15 protein-coding genes are annotated in these 14,910 nt (G+C 62.3%); 7 read left to right on the top strand and 8 right to left on the bottom strand.

Features of this window, described 5'->3' with window-relative positions; translation table 11 throughout:
* Nucleotides 1–37: 37 nt before the first annotated feature.
* Together C4N04_RS18545 and C4N04_RS18540 are read right to left on the bottom strand one after the other, a co-directional pair.
* The gene (locus tag C4N04_RS18545; RefSeq protein ID WP_039620426.1) at nt 38–1,369 is read right to left on the bottom strand and encodes a diguanylate cyclase; all 1,332 of its coding nucleotides are present in this window, start codon (nt 1,367–1,369) and stop codon (nt 38–40) included.
* A 186-nt stretch (nt 1,370–1,555) separates the two neighbouring features.
* The gene (locus tag C4N04_RS18540) at nt 1,556–2,386 is read right to left on the bottom strand and encodes a response regulator (RefSeq protein ID WP_106796696.1); all 831 of its coding nucleotides are present in this window, start codon (nt 2,384–2,386) and stop codon (nt 1,556–1,558) included.
* 447 nt (nt 2,387–2,833) lie between these two features.
* Between C4N04_RS18540 and C4N04_RS18535 the strand changes: the two genes are divergently transcribed.
* Complete coding sequence (locus C4N04_RS18535) at nt 2,834–3,817, top strand: squalene cyclase (protein WP_106796695.1); 984 nt, start codon at nt 2,834–2,836, stop codon at nt 3,815–3,817.
* Nucleotides 3,818–3,903: 86 nt separating this feature from the next.
* Here C4N04_RS18535 and C4N04_RS18530 read toward each other — a convergent pair whose 3' ends face one another.
* A complete protein-coding gene (locus C4N04_RS18530) occupies nt 3,904–4,428 on the bottom strand; it encodes a DUF6428 family protein (RefSeq protein ID WP_106796694.1) in 525 nt (174 codons plus the stop codon).
* A gap of 42 nt (nt 4,429–4,470) precedes the next feature.
* Between C4N04_RS18530 and C4N04_RS18525 the strand changes: the two genes are divergently transcribed.
* The 6 genes from C4N04_RS18525 to arsK are packed head-to-tail and all read left to right on the top strand — an operon-like array spanning nt 4,471 to nt 8,406.
* On the top strand, nt 4,471–4,827 hold the full coding sequence (locus C4N04_RS18525; protein WP_009996912.1) for a metalloregulator ArsR/SmtB family transcription factor: 357 nt from the start codon (nt 4,471–4,473) through the stop codon (nt 4,825–4,827).
* Nucleotides 4,824–5,354, top strand: coding sequence for an arsenate reductase ArsC (locus C4N04_RS18520; protein WP_039620436.1), 531 nt, complete (start codon nt 4,824–4,826; stop codon nt 5,352–5,354). Before C4N04_RS18525 ends, C4N04_RS18520 begins: the two co-directional genes overlap by 4 nt.
* Nucleotides 5,354–6,055, top strand: a complete 702-nt coding sequence (locus C4N04_RS18515) for an MIP/aquaporin family protein (RefSeq protein WP_077989346.1) — start codon at nt 5,354–5,356, stop codon at nt 6,053–6,055. The genes C4N04_RS18520 and C4N04_RS18515 overlap by 1 nt, the downstream gene beginning before the upstream one ends.
* Nucleotides 6,052–6,474, top strand: coding sequence for an arsenate reductase (glutaredoxin) (arsC, locus tag C4N04_RS18510; RefSeq protein WP_106796693.1), 423 nt, complete (start codon nt 6,052–6,054; stop codon nt 6,472–6,474). The genes C4N04_RS18515 and arsC overlap by 4 nt, the downstream gene beginning before the upstream one ends.
* Nucleotides 6,449–7,174 carry an arsenical resistance protein ArsH gene (arsH, locus tag C4N04_RS18505; protein ID WP_183737728.1) on the top strand — a complete coding sequence of 242 codons (726 nt, stop codon included), beginning with the start codon at nt 6,449–6,451 and terminating at the stop codon, nt 7,172–7,174. Before arsC ends, arsH begins: the two co-directional genes overlap by 26 nt.
* Nucleotides 7,171–8,406 (top strand): arsenite efflux MFS transporter ArsK, encoded by a 1,236-nt coding sequence (arsK, locus tag C4N04_RS18500; protein WP_106796692.1) that lies wholly within the window; start codon nt 7,171–7,173, stop codon nt 8,404–8,406. The genes arsH and arsK overlap by 4 nt, the downstream gene beginning before the upstream one ends.
* Nucleotides 8,407–8,424: 18 nt before the next feature.
* Here the strand turns inward: arsK and C4N04_RS18495 are convergent, their stop codons facing one another.
* The 5 genes from C4N04_RS18495 to C4N04_RS18475 all read right to left on the bottom strand — a co-directional run bounded on the left by C4N04_RS18495 (nt 8,425) and on the right by C4N04_RS18475 (nt 14,909).
* Nucleotides 8,425–8,691, bottom strand: a complete 267-nt coding sequence (locus C4N04_RS18495) for a hypothetical protein (RefSeq protein ID WP_038689555.1) — start codon at nt 8,689–8,691, stop codon at nt 8,425–8,427.
* A gap of 112 nt (nt 8,692–8,803) precedes the next feature.
* On the bottom strand, nt 8,804–11,329 hold the full coding sequence (locus C4N04_RS18490; RefSeq protein WP_039620447.1) for a mechanosensitive ion channel family protein: 2,526 nt from the start codon (nt 11,327–11,329) through the stop codon (nt 8,804–8,806).
* Between the two features lie 124 nt (nt 11,330–11,453).
* The gene (locus tag C4N04_RS18485) at nt 11,454–12,005 is read right to left on the bottom strand and encodes a DUF924 family protein (RefSeq protein ID WP_039620449.1); all 552 of its coding nucleotides are present in this window, start codon (nt 12,003–12,005) and stop codon (nt 11,454–11,456) included.
* Nucleotides 12,006–12,209: 204 nt separating this feature from the next.
* Nucleotides 12,210–13,274, bottom strand: a complete 1,065-nt coding sequence (locus tag C4N04_RS18480) for a histidine kinase dimerization/phosphoacceptor domain -containing protein (RefSeq protein WP_106796691.1) — start codon at nt 13,272–13,274, stop codon at nt 12,210–12,212.
* Between the two features lie 189 nt (nt 13,275–13,463).
* Nucleotides 13,464–14,909: an MFS transporter gene (locus C4N04_RS18475; RefSeq protein WP_077989349.1), complete on the bottom strand. Its 1,446-nt coding sequence runs from the start codon at nt 14,907–14,909 to the stop codon at nt 13,464–13,466.
* Nucleotide 14,910: the final 1 nt, after the last annotated feature.

The raw sequence follows: 14,910 nt of genomic DNA, 5'->3' as shown, positions 1-14,910 counted from the left end.
CAAGGCCGAGGATGACGACCAGTGGGGACAGCCCAATTTACTGCGCCGCCTCCTCCGTCATCCTGGCGTCGGAATAGACCTGGTTGCGGCCCCGGTGTTTGGCCATGTAGAGGAACTGGTCGGCGGCGTTCAAATAATTCTCGAAGGTCTCGTAGCCGCCGATCTCGGCAATGCCGATCGAAATCGTGACGCCGAGGTCCTCGTCGTCGGCGGTGACCTTCAACCGCGAGATATCCGAGCGGATCTCATCGCAAAGCTTGGTCGCAGCAGCCGAATCCATCTGCGGGAAGAGGATGGCGAATTCTTCGCCGCCAAGCCGCGAGAGAAGATTGTCGCTGCCCTCGAAGATCGTAAACAGCCGGTTCGCCACCGCCTTCAGCACCTTGTCGCCGATCTCGTGACCGTAGGTATCGTTCAGACGCTTGAAATGGTCGATATCGAGGATGGCGACTGAACTCGGGACTTTCAGCCGCAGACATTCGTTCACCAGCTTCGGGCCGTTGTCGTAGAAATAGCGGCGGTTATAGAGGCCGGTCAGGTAGTCGCAGGCCGCCGCCGCCCTCAGCTGCCGCATCTGCGCCAGAGTCTCGGCATTGTTGGCAATGCGGCATTGCAGCTCCTCAGCGACAAAAGGCCGGTAGAGGAAGTCGCTGGCGCCCGCCTTCAGGAAACTGGCTGACAGCATGCGGTCGTTGGACGAAGACACGCCGATGACACGCAGCCTGTCGGAACCAAAGCGATGGCGGATCCGCCGCGTCAGCTCGTAACCGCTCATATCGGGCATATGGTGATCAGTGACGACGAGCTCGATGTCGCTGTAAGCTTCGAGAGCGGCCAGCGCCTCGAGTCCCGAGCTTGCCTCGACGACGAGATATTGCTGCGCCTTCAGGAGGTCGACAAGAACCTGGCGTGCCGAGACGACATCGTCGACGACGAGCACCCGCGTCTTGCGGTTGGAAATCGCCCGGCGGACGGTAGCGACCAGATTGTCGAGCGCGAACTCATTGTCCTTCAACACGTAATCGATGACATTGCGCTCCATGATCCTGTTGCGCGTGTTGAGATCGAACGTGGCGGTAAAGACGATCGCCGGGATATCGTGCTCGATCGTGCAGTCGAGCGCCTCGCCATAGGGCGAATCCGGCAGGTTGAGGTCGACGACGGCCATGGTGTAGCCGTGACCGTCTTCGGCAAGCTCCCGGCGAAGCGCTTTCAGCGACGAACAGGATTTGACGGCAAGCCCAAGTTCGGTCTGGAACCGGTGGCAGAGCACGGCGGAAAACATCCGGGAATCTTCAACCAGAAGTATTTTGAGCCCGCCGGAGCGCAGCCCGATTCCATCCCGCTGAAAATCCGCTTGAAAAGCCACAGTTGCTATTCCCCCCTGCGCCCGACGGGCTCGACTCGACCCCCTCCCCGGCGGGGCGGACGATAACCGAGAGGCCTATGCGCGTGAAGGGGACAAATGTGAGCGTTACTTGTAATTGCAGAAATTCGTTGACGGTTTCCCGCCGTCATCTCCCGCGCCGTCGCGACGCCGATGCTGGAAGAGCCGTCAGGCAACCGCCCGCTCCTTGCGCATCGATTGAATTTGCAGAAGCGTATCGAGATTCTGGTTGACGCGGCAGTAGAACTCCTCGTCGATGAAGGGGCGCAGCATGAAATCATTGCCGCCGGCTTTCAGGAACCGCGCCGAAAGCAGCCGGTTCGATGAGGAGGAAACGCCGATGATGCGCAGTTCGTGCGAGCCGATATTGGCGCGGATGCGCCGCGTCAGTTCGAAGCCGTCAATATCGGGCATGTTGTAGTCGGTGATCATCAGGCCGATATCGCGATTGGCCTTCAGGATCTCCAATGCCTTGCCGCCGCTCTCGGCAACGCTGACGCGGAAATTATAGCGTTTCAGCCGGCTCGACAACAACGCGCGAGCCGTCGCGCTGTCGTCGACGATCAGCACATGGTGGCGATGATTGGTCAGGAACCGGCAGATCGACTCCGCCAGCAGATCGACCGCGAAGATATTGTCCTTGAGGATATAGTCGACGATGTCCTTGGCCATCAGCTTGTCGCGCATGCCGTCGTGGAAGGTGCCGGTGAAGACTATGGTGGGAATGGAAAGATCGACCAGATATTCGAGCGCTTCGCCGTTTTCGGCGCCGGGCAGATTGATGTTCGAGATCGCCAGCGTGATCGAATCGGAAGATTTGTCGTAGGAATATTGCAGATCCTCGAAGTTGCGGCAGATCTCGACGTCAATGTCGAACAACTCCTTGAGGCGTTTGCTGATCATCGAAGTGAACACGTTTGAATCTTCCGCGACAATAATGCGCGCGCCGGCAAACATCTCTCCGGAATATTGCATCCCCGAAATACCCAAAAACGCCATGGTAAACCTTTAATGTAAAATCCATCCCCGGCTCAAACTGATACATCAATTGATTTGACTAATCATTAATCAGCGAGAGACGGCGAAGCGTCCAGCTGGACCCGCCCGCGATTTTCTTGCAGATATGATTAAGAAATCAGGCGCCAAGCGCCGCGTTGTCCGCATCGAACGGGCTTTCGCCGACAATTGTCACGTTATAGGTCGTGAACCTTGATCTCAGCTCCGTGCTCTCTTTGGCGCAGTCGGGTCGCGGCATGGCAAGCATCTGCTTACCGACTGATCGAAGACATATCTCGTATGCGACGGCCGGAACCAGGTAGACCGGTGCGGAGATAGAGCGTCGCAACGCCGCGAGACAAGAGCTGCCTTGAACCCGTCCGGCTGGCGAAGCTCCGCAGAAGCCATTATAAGTGCGTCATCGACCCACACCTATGGGCGGATGTGCTCATGACCCAACCCGACCCGGTAATCGAATGGCTGCTCGATTCCGACCCGGCAATCCGGTGGCAGGTGATGCGCGATCTCATCGATGTCCCCGAGACGGACTGGATGGCCGAGCGGGCCAAGGTGGAGACGCAAGGCTGGGGCGCGAGGCTGCTTACCTGCCAGGACGAGGACGGCCAATGGGCGGGCGGCGCCTTTCTTCCCGCCGGTTTCGACCCTCGCGAGTGGCGGGAGCGCGGCCAGCCGTGGACGGCGACAAATTTTTCGCTATCGCAACTGCGGGAATTCGGTCTCGATCCCGCCTGCGAGCGGGCCAGGCGCACCGTCGCATTGATCGGCACCAATGCCCATTGGGAGGAAGGCGGTCAGCCCTATTGGAACGGCGAAGTCGAGGAATGCATCAATGGTCGCACCGTCGCCGACGGCGCCTATTTCGGTATCGACGTCTCCTCCATTGTCGAGAAGCTGACCGGCGAGCGCCTCGAGGACGGCGGCTGGAATTGCGAACGGTGCAACGGCTCCATTCGGTCGTCCTTTGCCAGCACCATCAACGTGCTGGAAGGGCTGCTGGAGTTCGAGCGAGCGACCGGTGGTACGCCGCAATCCCGGGAGGCGCGCAGAACGGGCGAGGAATTCCTGCTCAAGCGCGACCTTTTCCGGCGTCTCGGCACCGGCGAGCCAGCCGACGAACGCTTCCTGCGCCTCCTGCACCCGAACCGCTGGCGCTACGACATCCTCCGCGCCCTCGATTATTTCCGGTCAAGCACCCTCCTGACCGGCTCCACCCCCGATCCGCGCCTCGGCGAGGCGATCGCCCATCTTCGCATCCGCCGCCTTCAGGACGGCAGATGGCCGCTCGACTGGACCCTGCCAGGGCGCGTCTGGTTCGAGATCGACGAGGGAGAAGGTCAGCCCTCGCGCTGGATCACGCTCCGGGCGATGCGGGTGCTCCGATGGTGGGATGCCCACGCCTCAATCAATACCTGACGCCAAGCCCAGCAAGAGCAAGGCATGCGCCTCGACCGCGCGCAGCAATTCGGCGCAGCCCACCATTGCCCCATCCCCGCAGGTCTTTATGCGCAGCAGCCGCCCTCCGCCGCTGACGGACCGCAGCAGGCTGCAGCCTTTCTGGTCTCCTCGGCGAGCCAGCGGTCGCGCGGCTTGCAGCTTGCCGGCCGCGGCGAAAGATCGACATGCACGGCCCCGCCACGCAAAATCGGCATTGCCGCGCAATAAAGCTGCATCGGCCGCACGCCGTCGCTGACTTCGAAGGTAAGTTTGGCCGAACCGTCGAGCTGCACATGCTCCGTCACCTTGCGAATGATCGCAAGGAATTTGCCGGCCGGCATATGCGTGCGCTCACCCTCGGCGATGTCCCAGAGCTGGATGAAGATCTCAGTCCAGGCCTCGGGATTGGCACCGCAATCAAGCGCCGAGAATTGGCCCGCCTTGACCTCGGTGATATGATAGCCCGGCTTCACCCGCCGGCCATCGTAATGGAAAACCAGCGTCGCGTCCTTGTCGCCGGAGAGCGCATCAAGCAACAGGCCGAGACTGATCTCCTCCGCCTGGATTTTATTGTTGTCGATGGCGTTCATCTGCGCTAATCCTTGTTTCAACGATTCAAGGATTATTGAAATATGGATCAACGTCAAGCCCTCGCCGCGTTCGGAGCGCTTTCGCAGGAAACCCGCCTCCACATCATTCGCATGCTTGTCGTCTCGGGTCCTGACGGAATGGCGGCGGGCTCCATCGCCGAAAAGGCGGAGGTTTCGCCGTCCAACGTCTCCTTCCACTTGAAGGAGCTGGAACGAGCCGGGCTGATCGCCCAGCAGCGTGAATCGCGCTCAATCATCTACACCGCCAATTACGAGGCGCTTGGCGGCCTGATCCGTTTTCTGATGGAGGATTGCTGCGGAGGGAACGCCGAGATCTGCGCGCCCGCCGCCGCCGTCGCCGCATGCTGTACACCTGCAACCAAGGAGGAACTGCAATGACCACAGATCGCGTTTACAATGTGCTCTTTCTCTGCACTGCCAATTCTTCGCGCTCGATCCTGGCCGAGTCGATCCTCGAGACCGAAGGCAAGGGCCGGTTCAAGGCCTACTCCGCCGGCAGCCAGCCGAGAGGCGAAGTCAACCCGTTGGCGCTGAAGGAGCTGCAGGCGTTGGGTTATCCCGCAACCGGCTTTCGCTCGAAGAGCTGGGACGAATTCGCTAAGCCCGATGCACCTCAGATGGATTTCATCTTCACCGTCTGCGACACCGCCCACGGCGAAGCTTGCCCTGTCTGGATCGGCCATCCGATGACCGCTCACTGGGGCGTCGAGGATCCGGCCGCCGTCGAGGGCAGCGAGGTCGAGAAGGGCCGCGCCTTCGCCCAGGCCGCCCGTTTCCTGAAAAACAGGATCATGGCCTTCCTCAGCCTGCCCTTGGCCTCGATCGACAAGCTGGCGCTGGAAGCGCACCTGCGCCAGATCGGCGCGATGGAAGGCACGACGGCAAAACCGACAGGAGCCGGCTGATGGCGCCATATGATCTATCGCGGCGACTGGTCGCGGAGGCGCTCGGCACCGCCATGCTGGTCGCAACAGTGGTCGGCTCCGGCATCATGGCGACATCGCTGACTACGGATGTCGGCCTCGCTCTGCTTGGCAATACGCTGGCGACCGGCGCGATCCTGGTGGTGCTGATCACCGTGCTGGGGCCGATTTCCGGCGCCCATTTCAACCCGGCCGTCTCGTTGATCTTCACCATATCGGGCTCGCTGCCGAAACGCGACCTTGGCGGCTACGTGCTGGCGCAGTTTGCCGGCGGCGTCGCCGGCACGATCTGCGCCCATCTGATGTTCAACCTGCCGCTGTTGGAACTGTCGAGCAAGGTCCGCACCGGCGGCGCGCAATGGTTTTCCGAGGGGATTGCGACCTTCGGCCTCGTCGCGGTCATTCTCGCCGGCATCCGCTTCGAGCAGAAAGCCGTTCCATGGCTGGTGGGACTCTACATCACCGCCGCCTACTGGTTCACCGCCTCGACCTCGTTTGCCAATCCGGCCGTGGCCTTCGCCCGCTCCCTAACCGACACTTTCTCCGGCATCCGCCCGGTCGACCTGCCGGGCTTCTGGCTTACCGAAGTATCAGGTGCGGTCGCAGCCTTCTTTCTGTTCACCTGGCTGCTGCAGCCAGCCGCGTCATCGTCATCAACCCTATCCTCCGAGGCGAAACTATGAACGTCACCATCTACCACAATCCCGCTTGCGGCACGTCGCGCAACACGTTGGCGATGATCCGCAATGCCGGAATCGAGCCTGATATCATCGAATACGTCAACACCCCGCCATCGCGTGCTGAGCTGGTCAAGATGATCGCCGATGCCGGCCTGACCGTGCGCCAGGCCCTGCGCGAGAAGGACACGCCCTACGCCGAACTCGGCCTCGGCAATCCCGATCTGAGCAACGATCAGCTGCTCGACGTCATGCTCGCCCACCCGATCCTGATCAACCGGCCCTTCGTCGTCACCCCGCTAGGCACGCGCCTGTCGCGCCCCTCCGAGCTGGTCCTGGAAATCCTGCCGGATACGCACAAGGGCGCCTTCACCAAGGAAGACGGCGAGAAGGTGCTCGATGCCGAAGGCAAGCGCATTGTCTGACCTTCCAGCGACTTCACCGGCCCATCTTCACCAGCCGGATCTGGAGGCCCTGCGGCCGCCCTTCTCGACGCACAAGCCGCGCATCCTCATCCTCTACGGCTCGCTGCGCGCCGTATCCTACAGCCGTCTCCTGGCGCATGAGGCATCACGCCTGCTCGAGCACTTCGGCTGCGAGGTGCGGATCTTTGATCCCGAAGGTCTTCCCCTTCCCGACGGAGCTCCGGTCGCCCATCCGAAGGTGCAGGAGTTGCGCGAGCTCTCTGCCTGGTCGGAAGGCCAGGTCTGGGTCAGCCCCGAGCGACACGGTGCAATGAGCGGGATAATGAAAGCGCAGATCGACTGGATACCGCTGTCGGTGGGTTCGGTCCGGCCGACGCAAGGCAAGACGCTCGCCGTCATGCAGGTATCGGGCGGATCGCAGTCGTTCAATGCCGTGAACCAGATGCGCATCCTCGGCCGGTGGATGCGGATGATCACCATTCCGAACCAGTCGTCGGTGGCAAAGGCTTTCCAGGAGTTCGACAGCGACGGGCGCATGAAGCCCTCATCCTATTACGACCGCGTCGTTGACGTCTGCGAGGAACTGGTGAAGTTCACATGGCTGACGCGCGATGCCTCGGCCTATCTCACCGACCGCTACAGCGAGCGCAGGGAAGAAGCCGACAAGCTTGAACGACGTGTGGGTCTCAAATTCATATGACCCCCGCCGCTTCCGAACGGCCGCCGGTTGCCGCCATCCTCGCGCTCGGTCTGACGCAGGTCATTGGCTACGGCACCCTCTATTACAGCTTCAGCATCCTGGCGCCCGAAATGGCGCGCGGGCTCGATTGGTCGGCGGAATGGATCTTCGGCGCGCTGTCGGCGGCGCTGCTGATCGGCGGCCTGGCGGCACCCGCCATGGGCAAGTGGATCGATCGCTTCGGCGCCGGCCGGATCATGACCTTTGGCTCGGCGATTGCGGCAATCGCCCTTGCCGGCTGCGCTTTTGCTCCCGGCAAGGTCGCCTTCGTCATCGCCCTGATCGCCGTCGAGACGGCGTCGAATCTCGTGCAATATGGCGCAGCCTTTGCCCTGCTGGTTCAGATAAGGCCGCAGGTGGCCCAGCGCAGCATCACCTATCTCACGCTGATCGGCGGTTTCGCCTCGACCATCTTCTGGCCGATCACCACGGCGCTGCATGCGCACTTCTCCTGGCAGAGCGTCTATCTCATCTTCGCCGCGATCAATCTGCTCGTCTGCCTTCCCATTCATGCCTGGCTGGCGCGCAGTGCGGGCCATGACAGCACGAGCGAGAAGAGCGCTGCGACGAGGCCTATCGAATCCAGCCTTCCCGCCGCCGCGCGCGCGCCGGCCTTCATCCTGATGGTCACCGGCTTTGCGCTGGAAAGCTTCGTCAACGCGGCACTTCTGGTCCATATGGTGCCCGTCATGTCGGCGCTCGGACTCGGCGCCATGGCCCTAATAGCCGGCACGCTTTTCGGACCCTCGCAGGTGCTGAGCCGCTTCATCAACATGGTCTTCGGCGGCAGCCTGCCGCAGCTCACGCTCGCCGTCATCTCCGCCGTGCTGCTGCCGGCGGCTCTTGTCATTCTCCTCCTCACCGCCCCGTCCGTTCCCGGCGCGGTGGTCTTCGCCGTGATCTTCGGCCTCGGCTCCGGCCTCAGCAGCATCGTGCAGGGAACGCTGCCCTTGGCGCTCTTCGGCAGCGAAGGCTATGGCCAGCGGCAGGGAAAAGTGATGTCGGCCCGCCTCGTCATCTCCTCGGCGGCGCCTTTCGCGCTGGCCTTCCTGATGGGCAATATCGGCGTATCCTGGTCGCTGTCGATCACTGCCGCGCTCGGCGCCGCGGCCGTGGCGGCATTCCTCGCCATCCGGCCGCTGATGCGGATGTCCGCACCGGCGCAAACGGCACTGGCGCGCGGACGGCCGTAGCCCCACGGGGCCGCAGCCTTATTTAACGACGGCGGAGCCCTTGATGATGTCGATCGTCTCGCCGCCATCGAGGCCGATGCGGTCACCGTCGGGCGTCGTCATGAAGCAGCCAGAAGTGCAGAGATTTTCCGAAGCCCCGGCATCGACGACGACCTCGACGCGCTGGCCGCCCTCAGTGATGACGAGCACCACGGCTGCAGGATCGGTGTTGGTGACGGATGCCGCATGGGCCGCCGGCGCGGCAAGCAGCGGGATAAGCAGAACGGCGGCAAATCTTGCCATCATGTGCGGCGGCGCGGGTGCGCCCTCCCCTCGAACGATCGGTGCTGCCCTCGGCAGCGATCCCGATGCGAGGGATCATGCACATAGACCTGTGAATGATGGCTGAATGAGCCGTTCAGCTCTTCAGACTGGCCTCGGCGGTGCGGCCGCGCAGCTGTCGCACCCGATGTTCATCGTCGCCGGCAGCCCCGTCCGCGGAACTGGGCCTGACGTCCCTGCCCTCGTTCGCGATGGCCGCGGGCGCCTCGCGGTGGATGGTCAGATCGCTCTGCGGCAACGGGATCTCGATGCCCTCGGCCTTGAAGCGCTGGAGGATCTCGATCCTCAGATTGTTGCGCACCGTCATGCTGTCGCCCATGTCAGCGAGGAAGAAGCGCAGCTCGAAATCCAGCGAATAGGGGCCGAAGCGCAGGAATTCGACATGCGGTTCCGGATTGCGCATGACGAGCGGAACCTTGGCCGTCAGTTCCAGCAAGATGTCCATCACCTTCTGCGGATCGGCGTCGTAGCTGACCGAAACTGGAATTTCCGAGCGGCCGATCTTATTGCGATGCGTCCAGTTGCCGACCAGGCCGTTGATCAGCTCGGAATTCGGCACGATGATCGACTGCTTGCGGAAGGTTTCGATCTCGGTAGCGCGCACCGAGATGCGCTTGACGATGCCTTCGGCCGTGCCGGAAACCACATGATCGCCGACCTTGAACGGCCGCTCCACCAGCAGGATCAGGCCGGAGACGAAGTTGGAGACGATGTTCTGCAAGCCGAAACCGATGCCGACCGAGAGCGCCGAGGCAACGAGCGCAAAGCTCGACAGATCGATGCCGGCGGCCGAAACGCCGATGATCGCCGCAATGCCGACGCCGAGATAGCCGATGCCCGTCTTGACCGAATTGCGCACGCCGAGATCGACATGGCTTCGCGCCATGACATTGCCGTCGAGCCAGCGCTGCAACCAGCGCGTCAACAGGTAGACGCCGGCAAACAGCAGAATGCCGGTACAGATGCCGAGCAGCGAGATGCTGATGCCGCCAAGCTTGACCTCGGTAAACAGCCGGTAGGCGATCAGCTGCAGGTCCTGCACATGGAATCCCCAGAGCAGCAGGATCAGCGGGATGCCGACGAGCAGCGCCACCGCATAGATCGCAAGGCCGACGAGCAAGCCGACCTGGTCGATCGCCACCGGCCCGAGATTGAAGCGGCGCGTCAGGAAGCGCGCGAAGAAGGTATCGCCGAAGCTCTCCTGCCGCGAGATCGCCTTGCCTGAGAGCAGGCCGACATACATGGTGGCGACCACTGCGCCCGTGATGATGAGCTGCGTCGCGACGAAGCGCGCCAGCCCGACATAGCCTGAGAGCGCCGTGACGATGAGGCCGGCGCCGACGACGCGCAGGATGATCGCCATGCCGCGCGGCCAATGCCGGCCCGGCGCATCCGGATCGCCGCTTCTTGCCAGTATCGGCTTGCCGAAGGAGGCAGCGATCAGGATCACGCCAATGATGAGCGCAGCGATCAGGCTCCTGACCACCGTCAGCACCAGTGGCGAACCCATCGCCTCGCTGACCGTGCCGAACAGATAGTCGAGCCCGTTGACGACAGCCATCGCCAGCAGGCAGTAGCCGATCGAGCGGGCGCCGAGATTGGAAAGCTTCACCAGCCGCCAACGCGGTTCGCGCGGCGCGAAGATGGCGTTGACGAACCGGCCGACGAAATAGACGAGCCCGATCGTGCCGAACAGCGCGCCGATGACGGGTGCGATATCGGGCCTGAGCACATTGAAACTATTGAGGAAGAAGAACGAGGTGACGAGCAGCACCGCAAGCGCCAGGGTGCGGATCAACGTCGACCAGAAGGCAATCGACAGCCGGCCGATATAGGACGGGTTCTCGACCGCCTCATCGCGGCGCAGATATGCGCCAAACAGCCGGTAGCTGCCGGAGAGCAGAATGAGCGCCGAGGCGAGCGACAGGAAGATCGCCGCAAACAACGGGAAGCGCTTGAACTTCCAGACGAAGGCGGCCCAGCTCGACAGGGCCTGCGAGAATTCGCTGACCTCGTGCACGAAAGCGCCGGCGGCATCGTCGAGCACCGAGACGGAGATTTCGGTGCGTCTGAAAAGCGTATCGGCAAAAAGCCGTCGTCGCATCTCGATAATTTCGTTGACAAGCTTCGTCACCGCGATCGACAGGTTTTCGGCGTCGCCTGTCACCGCATTGATCTGCGCACGCTCGGCGGCAAGCGCATTGCGCTCCTGGGTGACGATCTCAGCCTCGGGCGGCTGTCCATCCTTCGGCGCATCGCCGATCTCGCCAAGGCGGTTTTTGATCTGATCGAAACGCGGCCTGAGATTGACCGAGATAGTGATGACGGCGCGGCTGAGTTCGTCGGCCTTGGCCGCAATCCCGACCAGTGCATCGTCATTATCGGCGTTCTGCTTGACGCTGTCCTGAAGCGAACCAAGCTGGACTTTCGCCTTTTCGAGTTCCTTCGCCGCCTGATCGGATGGCGTATCGACAATCGGCGTCTCTGCCGCCGCCTGCGTCTGCGGCTCCTGCGCCAAGGCTGCAGCACTCTCGAAATGCGCCCCGGCAAACGCCAGCGTCATCAGAAGAATTGTGCGAAGCAGGATCGTTCTCAGCCGCAAAAGCGCCTCCGGGAAGGTTGTCGTCGGGATAGAATGTCAGCTTTTCATTGCAAACAAAGGCGACAGAAAGGCGGAAGATGCCTAAAGCGCCTCGCAGCGAAATCGAACCGATGCATGAAAGCACTCAGAAGCCGGCGCCGGGCCGGGAGAGATAGTCGCGCTCCGCAGCCGTCGCCTCCCGTCCGACGATAGCATTGCGGTGCGGAAATCGGCCATAGGCGGCGATCACGTCGCGATGCCGGATGGCATAATCGAGATATTCCGCGTCGCCAAGCGCCGTGAACAAGGCCACCGAACGTTCCTGCTCGTCGAGGTTTTCGGCATGTTCGAACGGCAGGTAGAAGAAGGTGCGACAGGCGACCTCGACCGCCTTGTCGGCGCCGGCCGCAAGCGCGAGCTTGGCTTCCCGCAACGCCAGTCCGTCAGTTGCGAAGGCGAGCGGCGTGCCGCGATAGATGTTGCGGGGGAACTGGTCGAGCACGATGACCGCCGCCAGCCGGCATATCGGATCGGCCCGCCACTCGTCACTGATGCCTGCGGCCAGCGCCAGATGGGTATCGCGGAAAACATCGCGGATCTCCACGTCGAGTTCCGGCGGCGGCTGGAACCACAGCTCCCGGCCGCATCGAACGAACCAGAAATCATAGACTTCACGCGGCGTGCGGATCGTCGTCATGTCTGTCCTCCCCTTGCGTCAGGTTTGATGATGCGATGTCAGTAAGCTATTGCGGAAAAGGACAATGCTGTGCCGTGCGGCCCCTGCCGGCACCTCTCCCCGAGGGTAGAAGAGACTCGTGACAACGTCTCGATTCCCCGTCTCCCTTCGGAAGAAGGTGCCCCTAGGGCGGATGAGGGGGCGGCACGCCCTGCACCACATATCCTACTTCCCCTCATGCAACGAAAACACCAGCGTCGCCCTCGTTCCGTCATGACTGGGATCATAGGCGAAATCCGATTTCAGGCTGGCGGCCATCGCCGTCAATATTCGCGTCCCGAGCCCCGTCCCTCTGGCCGGGCTCTCGGGATCAAACCCCACGCCGTCATCCTCAACGATGACCCTCAGCACCTCTTCCGTCTGGTCGACACTGACCCGGATCTCACCCGTCACGCTGTCCGGATAGGCATATTTGAAGGCATTGGTGACGAGTTCGCTGACGATCAGCCCGAGCGTGATAACCTTGTCGGTTGCCAGATTGACGGGTGCGGCAGTCAGCATGATGCGATGCGGCCGCTTGTCGTCACGCATCGACGCTTCGAGTTCGGTCAGCAGGCTGTTCAGATATTCATCGAGCTGCACCGATCCGACCTGCCGGTTTGTATAGAGCCGGCGGTGCACGCTGGCGATGGCGTTGATGCGCATCTGCGTTTCGTGCAGAGCATCGATCGCCACCTGGTCCTTGGTCATCGAGGATTGCATGCGGATCAACGCACCGACCAGCCCGAGACTGTTGGCAATGCGGTGATTGACTTCGGCAAGCAGCATCTCGGCGAGATCGCGCTGCTGGCGGATCACCTCCTGCGCCTGCGCCGTCTCGCGGCGAAAACGCGTCCGCTCCAATGCCTGTTCGAGAGCAGCCGCGAGCAGATCAAAATAATCGGCCGAAATCCCCTTCAGCACGTAGTCATCGGCACCCGCCTTCAGCGCCGCGACCGCGATGCTGGTATCATCTGAACCCGTCGCATAGATGACCGGCGGATGATCGGGCATCGCTGTGATGCAGGGCAGAATGTCGAGGCCGGTTTCGTCAGCCAGCACGTGATCGAGCACGACGGCATCGATTCCGCCTTCGCCGAGCCTCGCCAGACCGGCAGCGCCGTTCTTAGCCCACTCGACCGAAAAGCCGCGCCTAAGCAGGTTTTTCTGCATCAGCAATGCCAGCCCCTCGTAGTCGTCGATATAGAGGATGTGGATCAGGCCGTCCGCATCGCCGCTAGAATTGCTCATTCCGTCTCCCGGCGTTCTCCCGCAGCGACGACGGACCGCAAGCGTCCGACTCGTCCGCATGGCAATGTCGTATTGCATCGATCGCCCGAGGTAAACAGCCGTTATCCCTCGCTCTTGTCGCAGGCTGCGCACAAGGACGATATTGGAAAACCGGCATCGACAGCGGCTTGATAAGCTCCGTCGGCAGGGTTAGTTTTTCCGGAATTTCCGATGACCCGAAACTTCCGCTCCCGCCTCCGCCGGCAATTGCATGAAGCGCAGCGACGAGACGACCCCGATCGCTCCGACCAAGACGAAGGCCCAGCGGAAGTCGGCAAGAACGGGCGTCTCGGCGCCTCTGAGAGCCGCCGCGATGTTGAGCACGGCGGCCGCCACGGCCACGCCGAGCAGCATCGACACCTGCTGCAGCATGCTCGACAGCGTCGAGGCCGAGCTTCGCTGCGCCGGGCCGATATCGGCGAAAGCCAGCGTGTTCAGCGCGGTGAATTCCATCGACCGCGACAGGCCGGCAAGAAAAAGCAGCGCATGGATCAAAAACTGCGGCGTGTCAGGCGTCAGAAACCCGCAGGCGACGATCGAAAACGCCGCGATTAGCCCATTCAGCACAAGCACCGTGCGGAAACCGAACAAGCGCAGGAGCGGCGTCGTCACCGTCTTCATGCCGAGATTGCCGAGGAAATAGACGAGCAGATAAGTGCCGGCGGCAATTGAACTCAGCCCGAAACCGAGCTGGAACAATAGCGGCAGCAGGAACGGCGTCGCATTGACGGCGACCCTGCAGGCCGTGCCCGCCGACAGCGTCGACATCGAGAAGGTCTGTACGCGGAAGGCCGAAAGGTCGAGAAGCGGATTGTCGACTGCGAGGAAATGCCGCGTCGCCATGACGGAGAGCACGATGCCGGCTGCGAGCATGGATATGACCGGCAGGAGCCCGCCTTCCCATTTGACCGAGAGTTCCAGGGCGGCGAGCAGGAAGGTGAGCCCTACCGCACTAAGCACGAAGCCAACGAGATCGAGACGGCCGGTGTCGGCTTCGCGCTGCTCCGGCACGAAGCGCAGCACCAGTCCCATGCCGAGAATACCGATCGGGATATTGATGAGAAAATTCCAGTGCCAGCTGGCATAGGTGGTGATGAAACTCCCGAGCACGGGGCCGATCACCGGCGCGGTCAGCGCCGGCCAGGTGATCAGCGCAATCGCCTGGACGAGTTCGGACTTGCGGGCGTTCTTCAGCACGATGATGCGCCCGACCGGCGTCATCAGCGCGCTGCCCGCCCCCTGGACGGCGCGCCACAGCACGAATTCCATAAGGCTGCCGGACAGCCCGCAGAACAGCGAGGCGCCGGTGAAGACGCCGATCGACATCAGGAAGACACGGCGCGCGCCGAAGCGATCGCCGAGCCAGCCCGACAGCGGAATGAAGGCCGCCATCGTCAGCATATAGACGGTGATGCCGATGCTCATCGACACCGGCTGCACGCCGAAGCTTGCCGCCATCTGCGGCAACGAGGTGGCAACGATCGTACCGTCGAGAATCTGCATGAAGAAGGAGACGGCAACGACCAGCGCCACGATCTTCGCCTGGCGGCCGCTTGCCGCCTCTTGCCGGTTCTCGCTTGTCTCTGCCGTGGTCATC

This window comes from Rhizobium sp. H4, assembly GCF_003013335.1.
GTDB lineage: Bacteria > Pseudomonadota > Alphaproteobacteria > Rhizobiales > Rhizobiaceae > Rhizobium > Rhizobium sophoriradicis.
This window is presented reverse-complemented; position numbering and strand designations above follow the sequence as displayed.

Bases quoted from the DNA above. Each gene is read 5' to 3' on its own strand.
- C4N04_RS18540 (WP_106796696.1), bottom strand. From the start codon at position 2,386: ATGGCGTTTTTGGGTATTTCGGGGATGCAATATTCCGGAGAGATGTTT.
- C4N04_RS18535 (WP_106796695.1), top strand. From the start codon at position 2,834: ATGACCCAACCCGACCCGGTAATCGAATGGCTGCTCGATTCCGACCCG.
- C4N04_RS18530 (WP_106796694.1), bottom strand. From the start codon at position 4,428: ATGAACGCCATCGACAACAATAAAATCCAGGCGGAGGAGATCAGTCTC.
- C4N04_RS18525 (WP_009996912.1), top strand. From the start codon at position 4,471: ATGGATCAACGTCAAGCCCTCGCCGCGTTCGGAGCGCTTTCGCAGGAA.
- C4N04_RS18520 (WP_039620436.1), top strand. From the start codon at position 4,824: ATGACCACAGATCGCGTTTACAATGTGCTCTTTCTCTGCACTGCCAAT.
- C4N04_RS18515 (WP_077989346.1), top strand. From the start codon at position 5,354: ATGGCGCCATATGATCTATCGCGGCGACTGGTCGCGGAGGCGCTCGGC.
- arsC (WP_106796693.1), top strand. From the start codon at position 6,052: ATGAACGTCACCATCTACCACAATCCCGCTTGCGGCACGTCGCGCAAC.
- arsH (WP_183737728.1), top strand. From the start codon at position 6,449: ATGCCGAAGGCAAGCGCATTGTCTGACCTTCCAGCGACTTCACCGGCC.
- arsK (WP_106796692.1), top strand. From the start codon at position 7,171: ATGACCCCCGCCGCTTCCGAACGGCCGCCGGTTGCCGCCATCCTCGCG.
- C4N04_RS18495 (WP_038689555.1), bottom strand. From the start codon at position 8,691: ATGATGGCAAGATTTGCCGCCGTTCTGCTTATCCCGCTGCTTGCCGCG.
- C4N04_RS18485 (WP_039620449.1), bottom strand. From the start codon at position 12,005: ATGACGACGATCCGCACGCCGCGTGAAGTCTATGATTTCTGGTTCGTT.
- C4N04_RS18480 (WP_106796691.1), bottom strand. From the start codon at position 13,274: ATGAGCAATTCTAGCGGCGATGCGGACGGCCTGATCCACATCCTCTAT.
- C4N04_RS18475 (WP_077989349.1), bottom strand. From the start codon at position 14,909: ATGACCACGGCAGAGACAAGCGAGAACCGGCAAGAGGCGGCAAGCGGC.